Below are 21,903 nucleotides of genomic sequence, written 5' to 3'. Positions count from 1 at the left end.
AGGCTCGTCTGCCCGGGTTTGACACGTGACTATGTTGCCTGACAAACGTCGGAAGGAGATCGTGCGGAAAGTCAACGAGTCAGATCGGGTGACGGTCGAAGAGCTCACGGAGGCGTTCGGCGTCTCGGGGGCGACGATTCGGCGCGACCTCGCGTCACTGGCCGAAGACGGGCTCATCGAGCGGTTCCACGGCGGTGCGCTGCCGGCCCCGGACCACAACGGGAGCGAGGGGCGAGTCAAGGACGAGGTCGAGAACCCGAGCGGGAAGCAAGCTATCGCCGAGCGAGCGGTCGAGGAACTCGAGGACGGTGACGCGGTCTTCTTCGACACCGGACAGACTGCGATGGAGGTGGCGAAGGCCATCCCCGACTCCGTGTCGCTCCTCGTCGCGACGAACTCACCGGAGACCGCGTTCGAACTCAGGGAGTCCTGCGGCGAGGTGAAGGTCGTCGGCGATTCGCTGCGGCCCACCTCGGACGCGCTCGTTGGCCCTAGCGGCGAGTCCTACCTGAAGAAGACGAACTTCGACCTCGTCTTTCTGGAGACCGACGCCATCCACGACGACGGGAGCCTCTCGGTGTCCAACGAGGACGAGGCGCGCATCAAGTCGCTGCTGGTCGACGGCGGCCACCGCGTCATCCTCGTCGCGGACGGGAGCAAGCTCGGGAAGCAGAGCTTCCGCGAGTTCGCCACCATCGACGACATCGACATCTTCATCACGGACGTCGCGCTCGACGAGGAGATACGGGACGTGTTCGAGCGAGCCGACGTGCGCGTCATCGACAATCAACTGGTCGTGAGCTAACGCCGTCACGACCGCCGACTTCGACGCACTCTTGTCGCCGATGGCCGAACGGTTGGTATGGACCGTCGGACCAGCAAACTCCTCCGCGCCGTCGCCGCGGCGCTCGTGTTCGCGACGGCCGCGTTTCACCTCTGGTGGGGACTTCCGCGGAGCATCATCTACGCGCAGGCGATGGGGGGACTCCTCGGGCAGGGACTGCCGCCGGACCCCCGCCCGTTCCTGTTCGTCGCCTTCGCCGCGCTGTTGCTGGCCGGCCCGTACCTCGTCACCCGCGGCGTCGTCGGCCTCCGAAACGCCTACCTCGCCGGGATGATTCTCATGGTCGCGTCCATCGCCGCGTGGGTGTTCTGGCACGCCACCGGCCACGGCGCGTTCCTCGTCGACGGCTTCTCCGCGCCCTCGTCGGGCGGCAGCGGCCACCACCACGGCGGCAGCACCGTCCTGCTGATCCTGGACCACTTCAACACTGAACCGGCCGAGACGGCTATCAAGACCATCGAGGCGGTCGCGGCCGCGATCTTCGTCTCCTTGCTGTGGAGAGACCCCGCGTTACTCCCGGCCGAGCGTCGGGACCGCGCGGAGTCGAGCGCGCCCAGCGACTCGTAGCGCAAGGAGAGTCCCAAAGGTGGGGTTCCCGATAGCAGTCGTAGCCACTGCGGCAGTTCGATACTGGCTCTCTCCGGGGTTCGCGCTCGGCGGTTCAGACAAAGTATTTACAGTTCAGTTGGGATTGATTTCGTGCCCGATGATCGACATACGCAGAACGCAACTGCCGTCCATCGCGCTCGTTCTCGTCGGCCTCTATCTTGGAGTCAGGCGGACTGTGGCGTACGTGCAGTACGCCCTGGACCCACCCAGTCATCGACTCGGACTGCTAGCCGAAATCGTCTTCCTGTTCTTTCTGCTCGCGGCCGGGGTGCTGATTGCGATCGGGATTCGGGGACTCCGCCGTGAGCGCCTCGCTCTCCCGACCGCCGTACTCGTCGGTGTGAGTATCCTCTGGGGGACGTTCGCCGTCGACCTCTACTCGATTTCTTCGAACACCCAGTTCGTCGTCACGCTCGGATTGACCGTGTCAACCGTTCCTGCGGTCGCCACCTATCTTTTCTTCCGCTTGCGGACCATCGACACCCTCGGTTGACCGACTTCCGTTATAGTAACAATTGAAACGATTTACACACCGATCGCACTGCCATCGTGCGATCGGGTGTGCATTGACTGCCAATGGCTACTATAGCCGTCCCGTTCCTCGCGGAGCAATCCGTTCACGTCGCCCCACCTTTTTCGTCCTCGGGTACGCTCCCGCCGGTCGCGTGCCACTCGTCGAAAAATCTGGACCAAAAGGCGCTCGTTCGCTCGCCCCGCTCGCTCACGACCGTGAACCGTGGCCGACGGCCACGGATGCTACCCGTCCAGTTCGTCGCGCAGTAGTCCGTTCACGTCGCCGGGGTCGGCGCTCCCGCCGGTCTTCTGCATGACCTGGCCCACGAGGAAGTTGAGCGCGCCGTCCTCGCCGTTGTGGTAGTCGGCGACGGCGTCGGGGTTCTCGTCGATAGCGGCTTCGACGGCCTGCTGGACCTCGTCGCCGGAGGTCTTGCCGAGGCCTTCGCGGTCGACGATGGCGTCGGGGTCGTCGCCGGTGTCGAGCATCTCCCGCAGGACCGTCTCGTGGGCGTTCTTGGCGGTAATGTCGTCATTCGCGACGAGTTCGACCAGTCGCATTACTTCGTCGAAGCGGTCGTCGAGGTCGGTGATCGCCATGTCGCGGTAGTTCAGTTCGCCCAGCAGATTGTCGGCGACCCACGTCGCCGCGAGGTCGGCGTCGAAGCGCTCGGCGACGCTCTCGAAGAAGTCCGCGACCTGCTTCGTACTGGTGAGCTTCGACGCCGCCTCCTCGCTCAGGCCGTACTCGGCGACGAAGCGCTCGCGGCGGGCGTCGGGCAGTTCCGGGATTGGGACCTCGTCCGTCCAGTGGCTGACCCGCAGTGGCGGCAGGTCGGCCTCCCGGAAGTAGCGGTAGTCCTTCTCCTCTTCCTTCGAGCGCATCGACACGGTGTTGCCGTGCGTCTCGTTGAAGTGGCGGGTCTCCTGCTCGACGGCGCGGCCCGACTGGATGAGTTTGCGCTGGCGCGAGGCCTCGAAGGCCAGTGCCTGTTCGGCCCCCTTGTGGCTGGAGATGTTCTTGACCTCGGTGCGGTTTGCGTCTTCGAGCACCGCGTCGTCGATGTCGCCGTCCTCACTGACCTCGTCGGCGTCGACCATCGAGAGGTTCGCGTCGATGCGGAGGCTGCCGTCCCGGGTCGCGTCGAACACGCCGAGGTACTCGAGGACCTCTTCGAGCTTTTCGAGGAACGCGCGGACCTCGCCCGGCGCGCGGAAGTCCGGTTCGGTGACGATCTCCATCAGCGGCGTGCCGGCGCGGTTGTAGTCGACGAGCGTGTAGTCGGCGCGCTCGATGGAGCAGGTCCGGGACTCCAGCGGGCCGGTCCCCTCGCGGACGTGCTTGATGGAACCGGGGTCCTCTTCGAGGTGCGCCCGGCGGATGTCGACGCTCCGGCGCTCGCTCTCGACGGTGAACTCCAGTTCGCCGTCCTGGCAGATGGGCGAGTCGTACTGCGTGATCTGGAAGTTCTTCGGCAGATCGGGGTAGTAGTAGTTCTTCCGGTGGAACGTGGTCTCCTCGGGGATGTCGGCGTCGATGGCCTTGCCGACCTTCACCGCCGCTTCGACGGCCCCCTCGTTGACCACCGGGAGCGCGCCGGGCAGGCCGAGACACACCGGGCACGTGTGGGTGTTGGGCTCGGCGTCGGCCACGTCGGTCGAACAGCCACAGAATATCTTCGTGTCCGTCTCGAGCTGGACGTGGACCTCCAGCCCGATGACGGCCGCGAGGTCGCGGGACTCGGACGCTTGTGCGGTCATTGTCCGGGGTTCGGTGGCGCGTGGCTAAAGGCTAACGACCCGTCAGGGAAGGGCCAGCCTGCCCGCCAGCCGGCGATCGCTTCCAGTTAGCGAGGACGAACGTATCAGCCGTAGTGCCAATGTCTGACGTAGGTATAAGTGTCCAGACCGGTTGGGTAACGGGTATGTGCGGCAATCGCGTCGAGGAACTCGAAACGCGCGTCAGAGAACTGGAAGCGTCGGTCGAGGGGCTGACCGACGAACTGGTCGAGTGCAAGGTCCGCATCCGCGAACTGGAGAGCGCCGTCGACGAGGACAGCGGATTCGAAGCCGACGCCGACGACTCGGCTGACGAGGATATCGTCACTGCGAACGAGGCCGACACACCTAACACCGAGGATACCGAGGAATCGGATAACAGGGAGGAAGCCGAGGCCGAGTCGGAGACCGAATCCGAAGAGGAGTCGGGGTCCGACATCATCGTCGCGTAGGCCCGTCGGTCACACCACCGCATGCACATCAAAGAGCTCGTCCTCGACAACTTCAAGAGCTTCGGACGGAAGACTCGAATCCCGTTCTACGAAGATTTCACTACCATCAGCGGCCCGAACGGCTCGGGTAAATCAAACATTATCGACGCCGTGCTCTTCGCGCTGGGACTGGCTCGAACTTCCGGCATCCGCGCCGAGAAGCTGACCGACCTCATCTACAACCCCGGCCACGCCGACGAGGAGACCGACTACGACGGCGAGCGCCAGGCGAGCGTCGAGGTAATTCTGGCGAACGAGGACCGGACCCTCGAACGGTCGCAGGTCGTCAACGCCGCCGGCACGGAGGACGTGGGCGACGTGGACGAGATCGCCATCAAGCGCCGCGTCAAGGAGACCGAGGACAACTACTACTCCTATTACTACATCAACGGTCGCTCGGTCAATCTCTCGGACATTCAGGACTTACTCGCCCAGGCGGGCGTCACGCCCGAGGGCTACAACGTCGTCATGCAGGGCGACGTGACCGAGATCATCAACATGACGGCCGGCTCTCGCCGGGAGATCATCGACGAGATCGCCGGCGTCGCCCAGTTCGACGCGAAGAAGGCCGACGCCTTCGACGAACTGGAGGTCGTCCAGGACCGCATCGACGAGGCCGAACTGCGCATCGAGGAGAAACGTGAACGCCTCGACCAGCTGGAAGACGAGCGCGAGACGGCGCTCCAGTACCAGGAACTGCGCGACGAGAAAGAGGAGTACGAGGGCTACCGCAAGGCCGCCGAACTCGAAGACAAGCGGGACGAACTGACGGCGGTCGAAGCGGCCATCGACGACCTCGAATCCGAACTCACCGACCTCCAGAGCGAACTGGACGAGCGACAGGGGACGGTCATCCGCCTCGAAGACGAGCTTCACGGGCTCAATCAGGAGATCGAGCGCAAGGGCGAGGACGAACAGCTCGCCATCAAGCGCGATATCGAGGAGATCAAAGGCGACATCTCGCGGCTCGAAGACAAGATCGAGTCGGCCGAGGAGGCCGTCGAGAGCGCCGAGAACGAGCGCCGCCAGGCGTTCGTCCAGATCGACCGCAAGCAGGAGACCATCGACGACCTGGAGAGCGACATCCGTGAGACGAAAGTCGCGAAGTCGAACGTCAAGGCCGACATCGCCGAGAAGGAGTCCGAACTCGCCGAGGTCCAGCAGCGCATCGACGAGGTCGGCGAGGAGTTCCAGGAGGTCAAGGACGAGCTCGAAGCGAAGCGCTCGACGTTAGAGACGCTGAAAAGCGAGAAGAACGACCTCCAGCGCGAGCAGGACCGGCTGCTCGACGAGGCCCGTCGGCGCTCGAACGCGGAGGACGAAAAGCGCGCGGCCATTGAGGAGGCCGAGGCGCAGATCCCCGACCTCGAAGCGGACATCGAGGACCTGCGAACTGAACTGGAGAAAGCACAGAAGAACAAAGCGACCATCGCCGACGTGGTCGACGACTTACGCGGCGAGAAGCGCGAACTCCAGTCGGACCTCGACGACCTGGAAGACGAGATCAGCGCGAAGCAACAGGAGTACGCCCAACTGGAGGCGAAAGCCGGCGAGGACGGCGACTCCTCGTACGGTCGCGCGGTGACGGCGATCCTCAACGCCGGACGGGAGGGCGTCCACGGCACGGTCGGCCAGCTGGGCGGCGTCGACCCAGAGTACGCCACCGCCTGCGAGACGGCGGCCGGCGGTCGCCTCGCCCACGTCGTCGTCGACGACGACGGCGTCGGTCAGCGCTGTATCGAGTACCTCAAATCGCGCAACGCCGGCCGGGCGACGTTCCTGCCGATCACGCAGATGCAGAACCGCTCGCTGCCGTCGCTGCCGAACGCCGACGGCGTCGTCGACTTCGCGTACAACCTCGTCGACTTCGACCCCGAGTACGCGGGCGTGTTCTCCTACGTCCTCGGGGACACGGTCGTCGTCGACTCCATGGACACCGCCCGCGACCTGATGGGCAACTATCGGATGGTGACGCTCGACGGCGACCTCGTCGAGAAATCCGGTGCGATGACCGGCGGCTCTTCCTCCGGGACGCGATTCTCCTTCTCCGGTGGCGCCGGCAAGCTCGAACGCGTCGCCAAGCGCATCAACGAACTCGAAGACGAGCGTGCGGACGTGCGTGACGACCTCCGGGACGTAGAGGAGCGCCTCGACGACGCCCGCGACCGCGAGTCCGACGCGACCGAGCAGGTCCGCGACATCGAGGCCAGCATCGAGCGGAAGGAGGAGACCCTCCAAGAGACGCGCGAGCGCATCGAGCAACTGGAGGCCGACCTCGAAGAGATCGCGGCCGAGCGCGAGGACGTGGCCGATCAGATGGACGAACTGGAGGCCGACATCGAGGCGAAGACCGAGGAGATCGAGTCCGTCCAGTCCGACATCGACGAGCTCGAATCGGAGGTCGCCGACTCCGAGCTGCCAGATCTGACCGACCAGCGCGAGACGATCAAGGAGGACATCGACGCGCTCGAAGACCGTCAGGACGACCTCGACGCCGAACTGAACGAGTACCAGCTGGAGAAGCAGTACGCCGAGGAGGCCATCGAGGATCTCCACGACGACATCGAGGCCGCCCAGAACCGCAAGGCGGAACACGAGGAGCGTATCGACGACCTCGGAGCGACGATCGAGGACAAGCGAGAGCTGAAAGCCGAGAAGGAACAGGAAGTCGCCGACCTCGAAGACGAACTGGCCGACCTCAAGGCGGAGCGCGAGGAGCTGCGCGAGAAGGTTCAGGACGCCAAGGAGGCCCGCGACGAGCAGCAGGCCGCCGTCTCCGAGGTCGAGCGCGACCTCGAAGACGAGCGTGAGGAACGCGAGCGCCTCGAGTGGGAGATCGACGAACTCGAAGCCCAGGTCGGCGACTACGACCCCGAGGACGTACCCGATCACGAGACGGTCGAGCGCGAGATCGAGCGGCTGGCCGGCGAGATGGAGAAACTGGAGCCGGTCAACATGCGCGCCATCGAGGAGTACGACCGCGTGGCCGAGGACCTCGACGAACTGGAGGAGAAGAAGGCCACCCTCGTCGAGGAGGCCGACGGCATCAGAGAGCGCATCGACACCTACGAGGCGCGCAAGAAGGAGACGTTCATGGAGTCGTTCACCGAGATCAACGACCAGTTCGAGGACATCTTCGAACGGCTCTCGAACGGTACCGGTCACCTCCACCTTGAGGACGAGGACGACCCCTTCGAGGGCGGGCTGACGATGAAGGCCCAGCCTGGCGACAAGCCTATCCAGCGGCTGAACGCGATGTCTGGCGGCGAGAAGTCCCTGACTGCGCTGGCGTTCATCTTCGCCATTCAGCGCCACAACCCCGCGCCGTTCTACGCGCTGGACGAGGTCGACGCGTTCCTCGACGCGGCCAACGCCGACCTCGTCGGCGAGATGGTCGACGAACTCGCCGGCGACGCCCAGTTCGTCGTCGTCTCGCACCGCTCGGCCCTGCTGGAGCGCTCCGAGCGCGCCATCGGCGTGATGATGCAGGGCGACAACGTCTCGGCCGTGACGGGGATCGACCTCTCCGGCGACGGGGCGGACGACGGCGACGAGGAGGTTCCGGCGGATGACTGACGACGACATCCCGCTGGACATCACCGGACACGAGGACCGCGAGCCGCCTAGTGGCTCGGACAAGTCGACCGATGAGCGACGCGAGTCGGGTGACCCCAAGCCGCCCGAGGGGGCGTCGTCGCTCCTCGGCGGTGCGGAGCAGTCGGATCCCGAGGCAGACACCGGCGAGGGCGAAGCGACTGGCGACGAAGCGACCGACGACGTCGAACCGGTCGAAGTCCTCGTACAGCTGGCCGACGACGGCGAGATCGACCCGTGGGACATCGACGTGGTGCGCGTCACCGACAAGTTCCTCACGCGCATCGACGACGCGGACCTCCGGACCTCCGGCCGGGCGCTGTTCTACGCGAGCGTCCTGATTCGGATGAAGAGCGACGCGATGCTCGGCGAGGACGACACCGAGGAGGACCCCGCCGAGCCCTGGGAGCAGGCGATGACCGAGGACGCGCCCATCGACCAGCCGGACCCGTTCTCGGCGCTGGAGTCCGAGATGGACCGCCGGCTCGAACGCCGTCGTGCCCGCGGGATGCCACAGACGCTCGACGAACTGGTCCGGGACCTCCGGGACGCCGAACGGGACTCGTGGTGGAAGGAGTCCCGCGAGTACGACACCAGCGACTCTCCCAGCGGCTTTCAGCGCGGGACGCAGGAGTTGGACTACCGCGGGGCCGACGACTTTCGGATGGACGACGAGCCGACCGCGGCCGACGTGACCGGTACGGCCCACGCCGAGAACATCGACGACATCATTGGAGACGTCCACGACGCCGTGCGCGAGCACTACGACCAGGGCCGAGAAGAGGTGCTGTACCGCGAGATCGAGTCCGCCGGCGGGACGCGTGTCGAGACGTTCCTCGGACTCCTCTTTCTGGCCCATCGCGGTCAGGTCCGCCTCCAGCAGGACGACCTGTTCGGCGACCTCTGGATCCAGGATCCGAACGCCGTGGCCGGGTCGGGCGAGGCCGTCGCAGACTGAGCCGTCGGGTGCGAGGCTCACGGAGGCGGGACGCTTACGGTTCTGTGGACCCAAGCCAGGACCGTGCAGTACGACGACCTCTCGAAGGGAGTCGCAGCGGTGTTCGCCGTCCTGACGGTCGTCCTCACAGTGGTCGGTGTCATCGTCAATCCGGCCGTGCTTGTCCTGGCGCTGATGTTCGGCGTCTCGACGTACGTCATGTACTACCACCTCAGCGGCAAGATGGCCACGAGTCTCTACGAGCGGGTGGAACGCCGCGCCGCCCAGAACACCGGGGCCGCTCGCCGGGGCGGGTTCGGGGCCGGTCCGCGCGAGGAGTGGGAGCCGCCGGGCGACGGCCGACGCGCACGCGATGCGCGCCGCGCTCGCGAGTCCCAACAGCGCGGCCGTCGGTCGACGCGGGGGCAGCGCCGCCAGCAGCGGCAAGAGCAGCAACGTCGTCGCCGACAGCGGGTCCAGGCGGCCGACGGTCCCAGCCCCACGGAGGCCTACCGGACGCTCGGGCTCGACCCGGACGCGGACCAGGGTGCGATCAAGCAGGCGTATCGCGAGAAGGTCAAGGAGGTCCATCCCGACACCGACAGCGGGAGCGAGGCCGAGTTCAAGCAGGTGAAGGCGGCCTACGAACGACTGTCCGGCGACTGACCGCAATCCACATATCCGGCGGACCGGAGTGAGAGACATGGACAGCGACGTGCCGCCGCTCGTCGTCGATATCGACGGAACGCTGACCGACGAGTCCCGGGCGCTCGACCCCCGTGTCGTCCCCGTGCTTCGCGAGTGGCCCGAGCGGGTCGTGGTCGCGACCGGGAAGGCGATGCCGTTCCCCATCGCCCTCTGTGAATTTCTCGGTATCGAACGGACTGTCGTCGCAGAGAACGGCGGCGTCGTGTTCGTCGAGGCGACTGACGAACTCAGGCTGGAGGGGGACTACGAGGCCGCCATGGCAGTTGCAGAGGCGTATCGCGACCTGGGTCACGACCTCGGCTTCGGCGCGGTCGACCTGGCGAACCGCTGGCGAGAGACGGAGTTAGTCGTGAGTCTCGACCAGCCATTGGAGCCGTTAGCGGAACTGGCGGCCGCGGAGGGGCTCGTGGTCCTCGACACCGGCTTCGCGTACCACGTCACCGACCCGGTCGTCGACAAGGGGACCGGGCTGGAGGCGATTTGCGAGGAACTGTCCCTCGACGCCGGCGACTTCCTCGCGGTCGGCGACTCCGTCAACGACGCGCAGATGTTCGACCACGCCGGCGAAGCGGTCGCCGTCGCGAACGCCGACGAGACCGCCCGTGAACGCGCGGACCGCGTGACGGACGCGGCTTTCGCCGACGGATTTCTCGAAGCCGTCGCACCGTACCGGCGCTGATTCGCACTCGCGTCGCTCGTCGGCCCTGCGTCTGGCGAACAGGCGACGCCGGCGGCAGTGCTCCCCACGCGAGATGGCATCGCACAACCGCGGGTCCCGCGTGGCCGCTCAGTCCATCGGCGGGTCTGGGCTCGTCTCCACACAAAAATCCTCTCACGAGCGCTATTGTGAGAGAGACACTCAGCCATCGGCCACAGGACACCTCAGGGGCCGAAAATCCGGGGAAGGCTTTTATCTGCGCCACCGTTACGGAGTGACATGAGCCCCGACCGGGCCGTCCTCCGGCGCGCACTCGAGCGCGGCGAGCGGGAGGGCGGTAGCGTCGAGTTCAAGGAACGGCTCACCGAGAACCTCCACCTGTCCGAGGGGCGACTCGAATCGCTCGCGGCGCAGTTGCGCCACCGCGTCCTCTCCGGCGACGGGGAGGCGACCTACGTCGTCGGCGTCACCGACGACGGCGGCCTCGCCGGCATCTCGCCGGCCGAGTTCTCCGAGTCGATGGACGTGCTGAGCCTGCTCGCCGACGAGGCCAACGCCCACATCGAGGACGTCAAGACGTGGGGCGTCGACGGCGTCGGGGGCGACGGCGCGGCCGACGGCATCGTCGGCGTCGCGACCGTCACCGAAGGGTCGGTCCTCGCGGACGACGACCACATCGTCGTCGGGACCGCCGGCCACGTCGACCACGGCAAGTCGACGCTCGTCGGGTCGCTCGTGACCGGCGACGCGGACGACGGCCAGGGCGGGACCCGCGGCTTTCTGGACGTACAACCACACGAGGTCGAGCGCGGGCTGTCGGCGGACCTCTCCTACGGCGTCTACGGCTTCGACGACGACGGGGAGCCGATCAGGATGGACAACCCACATCGGAAAGACGACCGCGCGCGCGTCGTCGAGGAGTCCGACCGCCTCGTCTCGTTCGTCGACACCGTCGGCCACGAGCCGTGGCTCCGGACGACGATCCGCGGCCTGGTCGGGCAGAAACTGGACTACGGACTGTTAACCGTCGCGGCCGACGACGGCGTGACCGAGACCACCCGCGAACACCTCGGCATCCTGCTCGCGACCGACCTCCCGACGGTCGTCGCGATAACGAAGATCGATCTGGTCGACGAGGAGCGCGTCGCCGACGTGGAACGCGCCGTCGAGCGGGCGCTCCGCGAGGTCGACAAGACGCCGCTACGGGTCGAGCGCCACGGTGTCGAGACGGCGATCAACGAGATCTCGGAGACTGTCGTCCCCGTCATCACGACCAGCGCCGTCACCCAGGAAGGCCTCGGTGACCTGGACGACATGTTCGAAGCGCTGCCGAAGACCGCCGGCGAGGTCGGCGACTTCAGGATGTACGTCGACCGGACCTACAACGTCCAGGGAGTCGGCGCTGTCGCCTCGGGAACGATCAAGTCGGGCGAGGTGGAGGCCGGCGACGAACTGCTGATCGGCCCGATGCAGGACGGGAGCTTCCGTCCGGTCGAAGTCCGCTCCATCGAGATGCACTACCACCGGGTCGACGAGGCCAAGGCCGGCCGCATCGTCGGCATCGCGCTCAAGGGCGTCCGCGAGGCGGACATCGAGCGTGGGATGGTCCTGCTGCCGCGCGACGCCGACCCCACGCCGGTCCGGGAGTTCGAGGCCGAGGTGATGGTGCTGAACCACCCGACGCGCATCGGCGACGGCTACGAACCGGTCGTCCACCTCGAGACGGTCAGCGAAGCCGCGGTGTTCCGTCCCGAGGGCGGCCAGTTGCTCCCGGGCGACGCCGGCGAGACGACGGTCCGGTTCAAGTTCCGCTCGTACCTCGTCGAGGAGGGCCAGAAGTTCGTCTTCCGCGAGGGCCGCTCGAAGGGCGTCGGGACGGTGACCGACATCACGCCGGCAGAGTAGCGCCTATGCTCTGACGGCGACGTACTCGCCAGCAGTCTTTTCGGCGAGACCGAACGTGACCGCCCACTCCAGCAGATGCTCTACCCGCTCGCGCCAGACGGTCACCCAGTCGGTGTGTCGTTCGCGCTCCCAACGGGGAATCTCGTCCCGGAGCACCTCGAACGCGTCGTCGGCGTCCAGCGGGCCGCTGGCGAGGGCATCCACGAGCACGTCGACGCCGAACACCGACCGTCTGAACGCCTCGGCGGCCGCTTCCGGTTCGAAGTCACTTCCGGTGCGGTAGTAGCCCCGCTCGCTCTCGGCGACGAGGCCGAGCGCTCGCAGGAACACGAGGTACGACTGTGCGGTCTCGCGGTCGCCCACGTCCGTCTCCCGCTGGATCGCCCGACAACAGTCGGCCTCGTCGCCGGGGACGAGCGGAATCGCACCGCGGGCACGCTCCAGAAATTCGAGCGAACGCGGCGGCGGGGCGACCTTGTAGCGCACGGTCAGAGACCGAAGCTCTCGGCCAGCACGTCTTCGCGCGTCCCGCCGACGACGTGGGTGTCACCACCGACAACGTCGACGGTCACCGCGGCGGGGCCGAATAGTTCGACCGGGAGTTCCGTGAAGTCCCAGTCCGCGTCTTCGAAGACGCCTTCGAGCGGCTCGGCGTACTCTTCGGCAGCGATGGACGGGACCTCGTCGAAGCGGTCGAAGTCCTCGTCGACGGTGAGGTGGACCTCGCTGCCATAGGCCAGCGCGTCCGTGGTTCGGGCCATCGCCGTCGCCTCGTCGCCGGCGACGGGTGCGACCGGCGCTCGACCGGTGGCAGACAGCACCGAGACGGGGTCGTAGCCGAGTTCGGCCAGCCGGAAGACGGCGAGTTCGGCGGCTCGGGCCGCGGCGACGACGCTTCCGGTGACGCTCGCGGTCGCGAACGAGGGCAGGAACACGCCGGTTTCGGGCACGCCGGTGCGCTCGGCGACCTGGCTCGCGACGGCTTCGTCGGGTAGTTCGTCCGTTTCGACGGCCAGCACGGCGAAATCGGCATCCTCGCGGTAGCCAATGCGCTGGAAGGCGTCCTCCTCGGCGACGAGCGCGCGGGCCGGACCGCTCCCCAGTCCCTCGAACCCGTCGACCGCGAGTTCCCAGCCGCCCTTCTGCGAACACAGCAGGGCGAGCGCCGGGTGGTCCGTCGAGAGTTCGACGTGGGTCAGCGGCGCGCTGTCGACGGCGTCCATCGTCGACTGGACCGTCGCCAGGCCGGCCGTCTGGATCTCTGCGAGCAACATTCCGGCCTCGACCGCGCCGGGGACCTCGACGCCGAAGTCGAGCACTGCGGCGTCGCCATCGAGCGCGTGTACGTCTATCGTGAGTTCGTCGGCGAAGTCGATGGCCTCGTCGACGAGTTCCGTGGCCATCCGATTGAGGCTGTCCATGCGCCGTCTTTGGCACCCTCCCCTTTAATCTCCACCTTCGGACGCGCCGCTGCGTGCCTCGCGGCCGAGATGCTCCTCGACGGCGTCGACCTTGTCGCTCGCCCGCTGGTCGACAGTCCGCTTGTCGTCGATCTTCAGGAACGTGCTCACGCGGTCGCTCTGTGCGCCGACTGCCTCGTGGGCGGCGTGCGTGGCTGCGAACAGTTCTTCGCTGTCCTCGGCTTCGATGATCGTCCCCATCGGCGTGGTCTCGTACTCCACGTCGAAGTCGTCGAGGGCCGCGACGGCGTCGGCGACGTACGACGACATACTGCCTTCGACGACCGGTGCGACCGAGAGGAATCCGATACAGGTCATGCGCGTTCGCACGCGCGCCTGAGACTAAATACTGCTCCCTGCCGCTCGGCTCGCGCGCCGAGGGAGAACCACACAGGCTCTCTGCAGGTCGGGTCGAAGCGGCTCACTCCGCGTCTTCGACGGGCGCGCCGCGGGCGTTCTTCTGGACGCTGCGGAGTCCCTGTTTGGCCTTCTGCTTGGACGCGTAGCCCTGGCCAGAGTCCGCGATGATGTCGCCGTTGTCGTGGCGGAGCCGCCAGCGAGCCTTCCCCTCGCTGTCCTCGAACAGTTCGAACGTCGCCTTGCTGCCGCCCTCCGCGAGCGCTTCCGACTCGTCGTCCTTCGTCTGATCGACGACGTACGCACCGGGAGCGTTCGTCTTGACGCTTTCGAGGCCCTGTTTCGCCTTTTGCTTGGAGGCGTACCCCTCGCCGCCGTCGGCGATGATGTTCCCGTTGCGGTGGACGAGCCGCCAGCGCCACTGTTCGGCACTGTCCTCGTAGACCTCGAACGTCGCCTTGCTCGCCTGGGCGTCCGTGTCGACCTCCCCCGCGTCAGCGGGCCACTCCATCTGGATGTCGAGGCTGACAGTGTCGTCCGCGCGCTCGATTTCGACAGCCAGATCGGTTTCGGCCGGCGGATCGACCGTCACAGTCTGTTCGTCGTCTGCCGGCACGGGCTCGCCGCGGCCGAGTGCGTCGGCCAGTCGCCGGAAGTACGACGCGATCCCTCTGCGACTGCGCTTCTGGGACGACTCGTGGACCGTCTCATCTGTCATACGGGGTGACACTTCTCGGGGTCGACAGATAATGGTATGCCCAAACCATGGTCGACTTTCGTCGTGGACGAACCGAACTAGTTTCTCACGGGTGTCGTTCGCCGTAGAAATGGTCGCTCACGCTGTCCGGTGCACGTTCCCCGAAGGAGTCAAATCCAGGACGATTCCGCCTCGCCCCGCGACTCGCTACGCTCGTCGGTCGGCTTCAGCAGAAATGCGCTGGCTGGGATTTGAACCCAGGTTGTGACCATGGCAAGGTCACGTGATACCAACTACACTACCAGCGCGCACTTCGTTCGCCCTGACCCTCGCGGCCGTCGGCCGCTCGGTACCAGCGCGCAACGCCTCGTTGCAATCAAATCTGGAGGGGGTGATAGTAAAAAGCCTTCCGTTTTCCCGAGAAAACCGTGGGAAGTGAGGCCAATCGCCCCGCCGTGTCGCGGTGGTCATGTGTTGTGGTCACACGACATGGACTTTCGAAAGCGGCAAAGGTTCGAACCGCTCAATCGGTCACGAGGCAGCATGACGGACCATGTGAACGCGCCGCACCGCGAGTGTGAAACGCGGTCTTTTTAAGGACGGGAAGGAGAGATACCGGCACAGTCTAGTGGCGCGACGTGGAAGCGTCACGGCATGACGACCAGCGTACTCGTGCCGTCTTCCCTCGCACGGGAAGCCGAAGACAGACGCGAGGCAACTCGCAAGCTCGGATACGTGGCCCGCGCGGCCGCGGTCTTCCGGGTGGATCGGCTGACAGTGTACCCCGACCCTGACGGAGCGGGCAAGTGGGAAGACGGGTTCGTCGAAACCGTGCTGCGGTACGCCGCGACGCCCCCACACCTCCGAAAGGAGATGTGGGGTAAGCGGGACGAACTGGAGTACGTCGGCGTCCTGCCGCCGCTCCGCGTGCGTTCACAGACCGGCTCCGGATCTGAGGGTTCGGGGTCGTTAAGACAGGGAATCGTGACCGAGGTCGGAGCTGATGGGCGCGTCCGGGTCAATTGCGGACTGCAACACCCGATCTCCCTCCCCGTTCCAGACGGACTGGACGCGGGCGAGGGGGAGCGCGTGACCGTCAGGGTCTCTTCGCGACGGCCGGTCCGGGCGAAACTCGTCGACGTCCCACAGTCGGGATTCGACGTTGTCGCCGCGGACCTCGATGCGGCACTCTCGCGTGACGACGCCGGGCTCACTATCGCGTCATCGCGATACGGCGAGCCCGTCACGTCGACCCGTCTCGGCCAACTGGCCGACCGGCGGGACGACGAAGGCGGCATGACGGTCGCCTTCGGCGCACCCGAGCGCGGGTTACCGTCGATACTCGACGTCGCCCCGGACGCCGTCGGGGGAGACCAGACAGACGACGATCCAGCAGGGTTCGACCTCTGGCTGAATACGGTTCCGAACCAGGGCAGCGAGGTCGTGCGAACGGAAGAAGCTCTGTTCGCCTCCCTCGCCTGTCTAACCCTCACGGAGTAAACGAATGCCACAACCAAGCAGACCACGCAAAGGCTCGCTGGGCTTCGGCCCGCGCAAGCGCTCGACGAGCGAGACGCCTCGCTTCAACAGCTGGCCGTCCGACGACGGGCAGCCGGGCGTCCAGGGGTTCGCCGGCTACAAGGCGGGCATGACCCACGTCGTGCTCGTCAACGACGAGCCCAACTCCCCCCGCGAGGGGATGGAGGAGACCGTCCCGGTGACGGTCGTCGAGACGCCGCCGATGCGCGCCGTCGCCCTGCGTGCGTACGAAGACACGCCGTACGGTCAGCGTCCGCTGACGGAAGTCTGGACCGACGAGTTCCACTCGGAACTCGATCGGACACTGGACGTTCCGGAGGAACACGACCCGGACGCTGCAGAGGAACAGGTACGAGACGCACTCGAGGCCGGCACTCTCGGGGACGTGCGACTTATCACGCACACCGTCCCGGACGCCGTCCCGAACGTCCCGAAGAAAAAGCCCGACGTGATGGAGACTCGCGTCGGCGGCGGCTCCGTTTCGGACCGCCTCGACTACGCGCTCGACCTCGTCGCAGAGGGCGGCGAGCACGCCATGAACGACATCTTCCGCGCCGGCGAGTACGCCGACGTGGCCGGTGTCACGAAGGGTAAGGGGACGCAGGGTCCCGTCAAGCGCTGGGGCGTCCAGAAGCGGAAGGGCAAGCACGCCCGCCAGGGATGGCGTCGACGGATCGGCAACCTCGGTCCGTGGAACCCCTCGCGCGTGCGCTCGACGGTCCCCCAGCAGGGGCAGACCGGCTACCACCAGCGCACCGAGCTGAACAAGCGCCTCGTCGACATCGGTGAGGGCGACGAGCCCTCCGTCGACGGCGGCTTCGTCAACTACGGCGAGGTCGACGGGCCCTACACGCTCGTGAAGGGCTCCGTGCCCGGCCCGGACAAGCGCCTGGTGCGCTTCCGGCCCGCAGTGCGTCCGAACGACCAGCCGCGCCTCGACCCCGAGGTGCGCTACGTCTCCACCGAATCGAACCAGGGATAACCCATGCAGGCAACAATCTACGACCTGGACGGCGACGCCGACGGCGAGGTCGACCTGCCGGACGTCTTCGAGACGCCGGTTCGGTCCGACCTCATCGCCAAGGCCGTACGCGCCGCCCAGGCAAACCGGAAGCAGGACTACGGGTCCGACGAGTACGCCGGCCTCCGAACGCCGGCCGAGTCCTTCGGTAGCGGTCGCGGGCAGGCACACGTCCCGAAGCAGGACGGTCGTGCCCGCCGCGTCCCGCAGGCGGTCAAGGGGCGACGCGCCCACCCGCCGAAAGCCGAGAAGGACCGCTCGATCGACCTCAACGACAAGGAACGGCAACTGGCCGTTCGCTCGGCGCTGGCCGCCACGGCCGACGCCGACCTCGTCGCCGAGCGCGGCCACGACTTCGACCGCGACGAGGTCCCCGTCGTCGTCTCCGACGACTTCGAGGACCTGGTCAAGACGCAGGAAGTCGTCGACGTGCTGGAGGCGCTGTCCGTCCACGCGGACATCGACCGCGCCGACGACACGAAGATCAAGGCCGGACAGGGGAAGGGCCGCGGCCGGAAGTACCGCCGCCCCTCCTCGATTCTGTTCGTGACCAGTGAGGAGCCGTCGACGGCCGCTCGCAACCTCGCCGGGGCCACCGTGGCCACGGCGCAGGAGGTCAACGCGGAGGACCTGGCCCCCGGCGGCCAGCCCGGCCGACTCACCGTCTTCACCGAGTCCGCACTCGCGGAGGTGGCCGAGCGATGAGTTCTGTTGCACGCTTCGCGCGCAACAACCTCATTGGTCGCACCGGAGGTGACGACAAATGAGCTGGGACGTCATCAAGTACCCGCACGTCACCGAGAAGGCCATGAACGACATGGACTTCCAGAACAAGCTGCAGTTCGTCGTCGACGACCGGTCGAGCAAGACCGACGTGGCCGACGCCGTCGAGACGCAGTACGAGGTGACGGTCGAGAGCGTGAACACGCAGAACACGATGGACGGCGAGAAGAAGGCTGTCGTTCGCCTCTCTGAGGACGACGACGCTCAGGAAGTCGCCTCCAGGATCGGGGTGTTCTAACGATGGGACGACGAATCCAAGGGCAACGGCGCGGCCGCGGGACCTCCACGTTCCGTGCCCCGTCGCACCGCTACAAGGCTGATCTGGAGCACCGCAAGGTCGAGGACGGCGACGTCATCGCCGGCACGGTCGTCGACATCGAGCACGACCCGGCCCGCTCGGCTCCGGTCGCCGCCGTCGAGTTCGAGGACGGCGACCGCCGCCTCGTCCTCGCGCCGGAAGGCGTCGGCGTGGGCGACGAGCTGCAGGTCGGCGTCAGCGCCGAGATCGCGCCCGGGAACACGCTCCCGCTCGCCGAGATCCCGGAAGGGGTCCCGGTGTGCAACGTCGAGGCCAGCGCCGGCGACGGCGGGAAGTTCGCCCGCGCGTCCGGCGTCAACGCGACGCTGCTCACCCACGACCGCAACGTCGCGGTCGTCAAGCTCCCCTCCGGGGAGATGAAACGGCTGGACCCGCAGTGTCGCGCCACCATCGGCGTCGTCGCCGGTGGCGGCCGCACTGACAAGCCGATGGTCAAGGCCGGAAACAAGTACCACAAGATGAAAGCGCGCGGGACGAAGTGGCCCAACGTCCGTGGTGTCGCGATGAACGCCGTCGACCACCCGTTCGGTGGCGGCGGCCGACAGCACCCCGGCAAGCCGAAGTCCATCTCGCGTAACGCCCCGCCTGGCCGAAAGGTCGGGGACATCGCCTCGAAGCGAACAGGTCGAGGTGGCAACGAATGAGTTCAGAGTATCAAATCGGCCACGAAGGAGAGTTCTCCTTCCGCGGCCACACGCTCGACGAGCTGCAGGAGATGGAGCTCGACGAAGTCGCGGAACTGCTCCCCGCTCGACAGCGGCGAAGTATCACGCGCGGCCTGACCGAGGAGAAGCAGAAACTGCTCGAGAAGGCTCGCGAGGCCGGCGAAGAGGAGACGGCCAACGATCCGATCCGGACGCACCTGCGCGACATGCCGGTGCTGCCGGTGATGGTCGGTCTCACCTTCGCCGTCCACGACGGCCAGAACTTCGAGCGTGTCAAAGTCGAGCCCGAGATGCTCGGCCACTACCTCGGTGAGTTCCAGCTCACCCGGACGAGTGTCGAACACGGTCAGGCCGGTATCGGGGCGACACGCTCCTCGAAGTTCGTACCGCTCAAGTAATCATGGGAATCAGCTACTCAGTCGAAGCCGACCCGGACACCACGGCCAAAGCGATGCTCCGGGAGCGGCAGATGAGCTTCAAGCACAGCAAGGCCATCGCCCGAGAGATCAAGGGCAAGACGGCCGGCGAGGCTGTCGACTACCTCGAAGCGGTCATCGAGGGCGACCAGCCCGTTCCGTTCAAACAGCACAACTCGGGCGTCGGCCACAAGCGCAAGGTCGACGGCTGGGACGCCGGTCGCTACCCGCAGAAGGCCAGCGAGGCGTTCCTCGACCTGCTCGAGAACGCCGTCGGCAACGCAGACCACCAGGGCTTCGACGGTGAGGCCATGGAGATCATGCACGTCGCCGCCCACAAGGTCGGCGAGCAGCAGGGTCGCAAGCCCCGCGCGATGGGGCGTGCCTCGGCGTGGAACAGCCCGCAGGTCGACGTGGAACTCATCCTCGAAGAGCAGGAGGAGGCCGAATAATGGCCGACGAACAGCAGTTCATCGAGGACGGACTCCAGCGGACCCAGATCGACGAGTTCTTCGCAGAGGAACTCGGTCGCGCCGGCTACGGCGGCATGGACGTCGCCAAGACGCCGATGGGGACCCAGATCGTCCTGAAAGCCGAGAAGCCCGGTATGGTCATCGGCAAGGGCGGGAAGAACATCCGGAAGATCACGACCGAACTCGAAGAGCGCTTCGACCTCGACGACCCGCAGGTCGACGTTCAGGAGGTCGAGGAACCGGACCTCAACGCCCGCATCGTCGCGGACCGACTGGCCAACGCCTTAGAGCGTGGCTGGTACTTCCGCAAGGCGGGCCACACCACGATCGACCGGATCATGGAATCCGGCGCGCTCGGCGCGGAGATCGTCCTCTCCGGGAAGGTCACCGGCGCTCGATCGCGCGTGGAGAAGTTCAACCGCGGCTACGTCAAGCACAACGGCGAGCCCGCGGAGGAGATCGTCGACAGCGGCGTCGGCGTCGCCGTGATGAAACTCGGCACCATCGGCGTCCGCGTGAAGATCATCCCGCCGGACGCGGAGCTCCCCGACGACTTCGAGATCTACGAGGACGTCGAGGTCGAGGACTACGTCGCCGACACCGACGGCGAGTCGGTCGAGGAACTCCTCGAAGGCGAGCCCGAGGAAGAAGCCGAGGGGACGACCGAAGTCGGCCACGCTGACCCCGAGGACGTCGACGAAGATGTCGACGAGGAGGTCATCGAGGAGGAGATCGTCGAAGAGGACGTCGAAGTCCCGACCGACGACGACGTTGAGGACGTCGACGTCGACGAACTCGAAGACGCGGTCGACGAGGAACTCGACGAGGACGTCGAGGCCGAAGCCGAAGAGCTGATGGACGAAATGGACGAGGAGGGTGACGACGAATGACCGTCCTGCACGTCCAGGAAGTTCGCGACATGACGCCCGCCGAACGGGAGTCGGAGCTCGACGAGCTGAAGACCGAACTGCTGAACGCCCGGGCCGTGCAGGCCGCGGGTGGCGCGCCGGAGAACCCCGGCCGCATCAAGGAACTGAAGAAGGCCATCGCGCGGATCAAGACGGTCCAGCGCGAAGAAGGCGACCTTCAGGAGAACGAATAATGCCACTGACACCCGCAACGCTCCCCCGACACGAACTCGTCGGCCTCGACTGCGAGGTCGTCGCCGCGTCCAGCGCGGACGCCGTCGGCATCAGCGGCACCGTCGTCGCGGAGACGACGCAGACGCTGGCCATCGAGGGGGCAGACCGGGTGTGGCACGTGCCGAAGGACACGGCGACGTTCGCGTTCGCGCTCCCCGCGGGCGAGACCGTCCGCGTGGAGGGTGAGCGACTCGTTGCCCGTCCCGCTCGTCGCACAGAGAACACAGGAGATTCACAATGGCGCTAGGACTGAACGTACAGGAACCGGAGGAAGCCTGTGCCGACCAGAACTGCCCGTTCCACGGAGAGCTCTCCGTGCGCGGTCAGACGCTGGACGGCGAGGTAGCCTCCACCGACATGGAGAAGACTGTTGTCGTCGAGCGCGAGTACGACGTGAAGGTGCCCAAGTACGACCGCTTCATGAAGCGGCGGAGCCGCGTTCCGGCTCACGCACCCGACTGTCTCGACCTCGCGGTCGGCGACACGGTCACGATAGCAGAGTGTCGACCGCTCTCGAAAACGAAAAGCCACGTCGTCGTCAGCGTGGGCTCGGACGAGCCCACAGACGGCGAGCAGGACGGTGATGCCTGATGGAAGCACTCGGTGCTGACGTCACGCAGGGCCTGGAGAAGGGCTCGCTCATCACGTGTGCGGACAACACGGGTGCGCGAGAGCTCAAGGTCATTTCCGTCCACGGCTACTCGGGAACGAAGAACCGCCACCCCAAGGCTGGGCTGGGCGACAAGATCACGGTCTCGGTCACCAAGGGGACGCCGGAGATGCGTCGCCAGGTGCTCGAAGCCGTCGTCGTCCGCCAGCGAAAGCCGATCCGTCGACCCGACGGCACCCGCGTCAAGTTCGAAGACAACGCGGCCGTCATCGTCGACGAGAACGAGGACCCGCGCGGGACCGAGCTGAAAGGTCCCATCGCACGGGAAGTCGCACAGCGATACGGCAGTGTGGCATCCGCAGCGACGATGATCGTATAGAACC

Annotated in this window: 26 protein-coding genes and 1 tRNA gene; 21 read left to right on the top strand and 6 right to left on the bottom strand. The window is 66.5% G+C overall.

From position 1 onward, the window contains the following. Positions 1-31 precede the first annotated feature (31 nt). From glpR to ACOZ4I_RS11885, 3 genes are all read left to right on the top strand, one after another. Positions 32-805, top strand: a complete 774-nt coding sequence (gene glpR, locus ACOZ4I_RS11895; protein ID WP_423999783.1) for an HTH-type transcriptional regulator GlpR — start codon at positions 32-34, stop codon at positions 803-805. A gap of 57 nt (positions 806-862) precedes the next feature. Beyond that, positions 863-1,411, top strand: coding sequence for a hypothetical protein (locus tag ACOZ4I_RS11890; protein WP_423999781.1), 549 nt, complete (start codon positions 863-865; stop codon positions 1,409-1,411). Between the two features lie 139 nt (positions 1,412-1,550). After that, positions 1,551-1,946 carry a hypothetical protein gene (locus tag ACOZ4I_RS11885; protein ID WP_423999779.1) on the top strand — a complete coding sequence of 132 codons (396 nt, stop codon included), beginning with the start codon at positions 1,551-1,553 and terminating at the stop codon, positions 1,944-1,946. Positions 1,947-2,209: 263 nt separating this feature from the next. On the opposite strand, the gene gatB is transcribed toward ACOZ4I_RS11885, so the two are convergent. Continuing rightward, on the bottom strand, positions 2,210-3,727 hold the full coding sequence (gene gatB, locus ACOZ4I_RS11880) for an Asp-tRNA(Asn)/Glu-tRNA(Gln) amidotransferase subunit GatB (RefSeq protein WP_423999777.1): 1,518 nt from the start codon (positions 3,725-3,727) through the stop codon (positions 2,210-2,212). A 164-nt stretch (positions 3,728-3,891) separates the two neighbouring features. Between gatB and ACOZ4I_RS11875 the strand changes: the two genes are divergently transcribed. The 6 genes from ACOZ4I_RS11875 to ACOZ4I_RS11850 all read left to right on the top strand — a co-directional run bounded on the left by ACOZ4I_RS11875 (position 3,892) and on the right by ACOZ4I_RS11850 (position 12,038). Further along, positions 3,892-4,197: a DUF7518 family protein gene (locus tag ACOZ4I_RS11875; RefSeq protein ID WP_423999775.1), complete on the top strand. Its 306-nt coding sequence runs from the start codon at positions 3,892-3,894 to the stop codon at positions 4,195-4,197. Positions 4,198-4,218: 21 nt separating this feature from the next. Continuing rightward, positions 4,219-7,812: a chromosome segregation protein SMC gene (gene smc, locus ACOZ4I_RS11870; protein WP_423999773.1), complete on the top strand. Its 3,594-nt coding sequence runs from the start codon at positions 4,219-4,221 to the stop codon at positions 7,810-7,812. Further along, positions 7,805-8,788 (top strand): segregation/condensation protein A, encoded by a 984-nt coding sequence (locus ACOZ4I_RS11865; protein ID WP_423999771.1) that lies wholly within the window; start codon positions 7,805-7,807, stop codon positions 8,786-8,788. The genes smc and ACOZ4I_RS11865 overlap by 8 nt, the downstream gene beginning before the upstream one ends. 63 nt (positions 8,789-8,851) lie before the next feature. After that, on the top strand, positions 8,852-9,433 hold the full coding sequence (locus tag ACOZ4I_RS11860; RefSeq protein WP_423999769.1) for a J domain-containing protein: 582 nt from the start codon (positions 8,852-8,854) through the stop codon (positions 9,431-9,433). A gap of 37 nt (positions 9,434-9,470) precedes the next feature. Further along, the gene (locus ACOZ4I_RS11855; protein WP_423999767.1) at positions 9,471-10,154 is read left to right on the top strand and encodes a phosphoglycolate phosphatase; all 684 of its coding nucleotides are present in this window, start codon (positions 9,471-9,473) and stop codon (positions 10,152-10,154) included. Positions 10,155-10,412: 258 nt separating this feature from the next. Beyond that, positions 10,413-12,038: a GTPBP1 family GTP-binding protein gene (locus ACOZ4I_RS11850; protein ID WP_423999765.1), complete on the top strand. Its 1,626-nt coding sequence runs from the start codon at positions 10,413-10,415 to the stop codon at positions 12,036-12,038. Positions 12,039-12,041: 3 nt separating this feature from the next. Here ACOZ4I_RS11850 and ACOZ4I_RS11845 read toward each other — a convergent pair whose 3' ends face one another. The 5 genes from ACOZ4I_RS11845 to ACOZ4I_RS11825 form a co-directional block, all read right to left on the bottom strand. After that, on the bottom strand, positions 12,042-12,524 hold the full coding sequence (locus ACOZ4I_RS11845; RefSeq protein WP_423999763.1) for a hypothetical protein: 483 nt from the start codon (positions 12,522-12,524) through the stop codon (positions 12,042-12,044). A gap of 2 nt (positions 12,525-12,526) precedes the next feature. After that, positions 12,527-13,459: a methenyltetrahydromethanopterin cyclohydrolase gene (gene mch, locus ACOZ4I_RS11840; RefSeq protein WP_423999761.1), complete on the bottom strand. Its 933-nt coding sequence runs from the start codon at positions 13,457-13,459 to the stop codon at positions 12,527-12,529. A gap of 24 nt (positions 13,460-13,483) precedes the next feature. After that, complete coding sequence (locus ACOZ4I_RS11835; RefSeq protein ID WP_423999758.1) at positions 13,484-13,816, bottom strand: MTH1187 family thiamine-binding protein; 333 nt, start codon at positions 13,814-13,816, stop codon at positions 13,484-13,486. 103 nt (positions 13,817-13,919) lie between these two features. Then, on the bottom strand, positions 13,920-14,573 hold the full coding sequence (locus ACOZ4I_RS11830) for an HVO_2922 family protein (RefSeq protein WP_423999756.1): 654 nt from the start codon (positions 14,571-14,573) through the stop codon (positions 13,920-13,922). 215 nt (positions 14,574-14,788) lie between these two features. After that, positions 14,789-14,860: transfer RNA gene (locus ACOZ4I_RS11825), tRNA-Gly, on the bottom strand. Positions 14,861-15,206: 346 nt separating this feature from the next. On the opposite strand from ACOZ4I_RS11825, the gene ACOZ4I_RS11820 reads away from it, so the two are divergent. From ACOZ4I_RS11820 to ACOZ4I_RS11765, 12 genes are read left to right on the top strand one after another with little or no spacing between them, the layout of a single operon-like run. Then, positions 15,207-16,052, top strand: a complete 846-nt coding sequence (locus ACOZ4I_RS11820) for a putative RNA uridine N3 methyltransferase (RefSeq protein ID WP_423999754.1) — start codon at positions 15,207-15,209, stop codon at positions 16,050-16,052. 4 nt (positions 16,053-16,056) lie between these two features. After that, on the top strand, positions 16,057-17,073 hold the full coding sequence (gene rpl3p / locus ACOZ4I_RS11815; protein ID WP_423999752.1) for a 50S ribosomal protein L3: 1,017 nt from the start codon (positions 16,057-16,059) through the stop codon (positions 17,071-17,073). A 3-nt stretch (positions 17,074-17,076) separates the two neighbouring features. Further along, positions 17,077-17,817 (top strand): 50S ribosomal protein L4, encoded by a 741-nt coding sequence (gene rpl4p, locus ACOZ4I_RS11810; protein WP_423999750.1) that lies wholly within the window; start codon positions 17,077-17,079, stop codon positions 17,815-17,817. A 58-nt stretch (positions 17,818-17,875) separates the two neighbouring features. Further along, positions 17,876-18,133, top strand: a complete 258-nt coding sequence (locus ACOZ4I_RS11805) for a 50S ribosomal protein L23 (protein ID WP_423999748.1) — start codon at positions 17,876-17,878, stop codon at positions 18,131-18,133. A gap of 2 nt (positions 18,134-18,135) precedes the next feature. After that, positions 18,136-18,858 (top strand): 50S ribosomal protein L2, encoded by a 723-nt coding sequence (locus ACOZ4I_RS11800; protein WP_162412824.1) that lies wholly within the window; start codon positions 18,136-18,138, stop codon positions 18,856-18,858. Beyond that, a complete protein-coding gene (locus tag ACOZ4I_RS11795) occupies positions 18,855-19,277 on the top strand; it encodes a 30S ribosomal protein S19 (RefSeq protein WP_423999746.1) in 423 nt (140 codons plus the stop codon). Before ACOZ4I_RS11800 ends, ACOZ4I_RS11795 begins: the two co-directional genes overlap by 4 nt. Positions 19,278-19,279: 2 nt before the next feature. Continuing rightward, positions 19,280-19,747 carry a 50S ribosomal protein L22 gene (locus ACOZ4I_RS11790; protein WP_423999744.1) on the top strand — a complete coding sequence of 156 codons (468 nt, stop codon included), beginning with the start codon at positions 19,280-19,282 and terminating at the stop codon, positions 19,745-19,747. Further along, the gene (locus tag ACOZ4I_RS11785; protein WP_423999742.1) at positions 19,747-20,658 is read left to right on the top strand and encodes a 30S ribosomal protein S3; all 912 of its coding nucleotides are present in this window, start codon (positions 19,747-19,749) and stop codon (positions 20,656-20,658) included. Before ACOZ4I_RS11790 ends, ACOZ4I_RS11785 begins: the two co-directional genes overlap by 1 nt. Continuing rightward, positions 20,655-20,870 carry a 50S ribosomal protein L29 gene (gene rpmC / locus ACOZ4I_RS11780; RefSeq protein ID WP_162412828.1) on the top strand — a complete coding sequence of 72 codons (216 nt, stop codon included), beginning with the start codon at positions 20,655-20,657 and terminating at the stop codon, positions 20,868-20,870. The genes ACOZ4I_RS11785 and rpmC overlap by 4 nt, the downstream gene beginning before the upstream one ends. Further along, entirely contained in the window at positions 20,870-21,157 is a 288-nt protein-coding gene (locus ACOZ4I_RS11775) for a ribonuclease P protein component 1 (RefSeq protein ID WP_423999739.1), read from the top strand. The genes rpmC and ACOZ4I_RS11775 overlap by 1 nt, the downstream gene beginning before the upstream one ends. Then, positions 21,148-21,501 (top strand): 30S ribosomal protein S17, encoded by a 354-nt coding sequence (locus ACOZ4I_RS11770; RefSeq protein ID WP_162412830.1) that lies wholly within the window; start codon positions 21,148-21,150, stop codon positions 21,499-21,501. Before ACOZ4I_RS11775 ends, ACOZ4I_RS11770 begins: the two co-directional genes overlap by 10 nt. Beyond that, the gene (locus ACOZ4I_RS11765) at positions 21,501-21,899 is read left to right on the top strand and encodes a 50S ribosomal protein L14 (protein WP_423999737.1); all 399 of its coding nucleotides are present in this window, start codon (positions 21,501-21,503) and stop codon (positions 21,897-21,899) included. Before ACOZ4I_RS11770 ends, ACOZ4I_RS11765 begins: the two co-directional genes overlap by 1 nt. Positions 21,900-21,903 lie beyond the last annotated feature (4 nt).

Source organism: Haloarcula salina (assembly GCF_049603855.1).
Classification (GTDB): Archaea; Halobacteriota; Halobacteria; order Halobacteriales; family Haloarculaceae; genus Haloarcula; species Haloarcula salina_A.
This window is presented reverse-complemented; position numbering and strand designations above follow the sequence as displayed.